Raw genomic sequence first — 1,795 nt, forward strand, 5'->3', positions numbered from 1 at the left:
GATCGAAGAAACCATACGCAAGTATCTTATTGAAGCATATCAATGGAGCTCCGATACAACTTTCAAATTGTTGCATTCTGGAGAAAACCAGACATATGTTGTAGAAACCCAAGACGGGAAATATGCTCTTCGTCGATACAGACCAGGAAGATACACATTGGAACAAGTTCGTGCAGAAATCGCATGGATAGATATTCTTTCCGGATTTATCAATATACCTAGAATTATTAAGAACAGCTTCGGTGACCACGTGTTCATACCTGATAATTCTCAAAGGGACATAAGGGACATATATGTTGTGTCCGAATTCGTTGAAGGAGACATCATTCTAAATCCAACGGAATATGACTATCAGACGCTTGGTCGTTTGATGCGCTGGTTGCATGACAGTGCAGATCACATACTCAACAGGGTAACGAGAAATTGGGAAGGCTGGAATAGACCTAGATATGACTTATATTACATTGTCGAAGAAGGTCTACAAAATCTATTGAATTTTGATGTTCTAACAAGCGCTGACAAAGAACGATGTATCAAAATTGCTCAAGAATTGATCGAGAGGTTTGAAATTCTTGATTCAGCTCAAGATTTTATTCATGCGGACTTGCATTTCGGGAATCTTTTAGCAACCCCAACCGGATTTTATTATCTGGATTTTGATGAATGTGGTTTCGGACACAGGTCAATCGACATCGGTGTTGTTCGACTACACCTTCGAAGAACAGACAACCCAGAAAAGTTTTGGACGTATTTCGAGGAAGGTTATGGAACGGTATTTACGGACGAAGAAGTGCGTGTTGGTACAGCTCTTCGAATATATTATATGGCAGGAAAAATCCCAAGGCGTCAGGATATAGAACACTTGCGTGATAAACCCGTAGAGTACATTAGACGGTACTTTGGCTATATAGAGTCGGAGATCTTCTTGAATTAACGGATCCTAATGGATGGTTATGTCTAATGCAGTCAACAGCCACACTAGCCCGCCAGAACGAATCTAAGAAAGCTACGAGCAACATGTCTAACCGAAATAGCATTGTCAGGTAATATTAAGCTGCTAGAGGCACTTGGATTAAGTATGGATGGAACACGCCCTTATCTCCGGGTTGTAGAGGAGATTGATGCAGCTCGTCAATGGGACAGTAGTGAAGTTTGGCATGAGTGATCTCATTCTTCAAGCTCCGGGAGTAAGTCTGTGAAGTAAGGCGGCAAGAATGTTAACCTTGTTATTATGCTAAGGGACAATGATTCAGCAAACATTATAAGGAGGTGCGACACCTTTGACCACAGAAATATTCTTTGCATCTAATGAAATTTCTGTTACTGATCAGCAATTACAGTTAATGCTTGATCGGTTCAATCTAGGGAGTTTAATCTCTTCACAAAGACCCACTAATGGTGTAATGGGACAGACAATCGCTGAGCATAGAAGACAAGATAAAAATCGCAGAATCAATTGCCAAGACGTTAGCTGAAATGCATACCTGGCGAGTCGATGAATACGGCGAGTTTGATCCCAAAAATGAAACTGTACGCCCCTTTGAAGGTTCCTATAAAACATGGCTTTACAATCGGATTAGATATTGGCTTGAAGATGCTCGAAAATATTCAGCGATAACCCCCCAAGATGTTGAGTGGGTTGAAGGGTTGCTGGAAAGTTCGCAACATAATTTCGAAAACTTATCCTCATCAAGTTTTGTTATGAGTGACTTCAAACCTGGTAATTTCCTTTTACAACACGGCACTAATGTAAGATGGACCCTTTTGTCAAGACACGCTTTTCGTAGTTTAAGTT

The 1,795-nt window shown here is 40.7% G+C and carries 1 protein-coding gene and 1 pseudogene; both read left to right on the forward strand.

What is annotated here, in order from left to right; translation table 11 throughout:
* The coding region (locus AK2_RS16185; protein ID WP_083521315.1) for a phosphotransferase enzyme family protein at nucleotides 1–934 on the forward strand (934 nt) is incomplete at its 5' end.
* Between the two features lie 542 nt (nucleotides 935–1,476).
* Nucleotides 1,477–1,795, forward strand: a pseudogene (locus AK2_RS17345) (hypothetical protein); the annotation flags it as partial.

This window comes from Alicyclobacillus kakegawensis NBRC 103104, from assembly GCF_001552655.1.
GTDB lineage: Bacteria > Bacillota > Bacilli > Alicyclobacillales > Alicyclobacillaceae > Alicyclobacillus_G > Alicyclobacillus_G kakegawensis.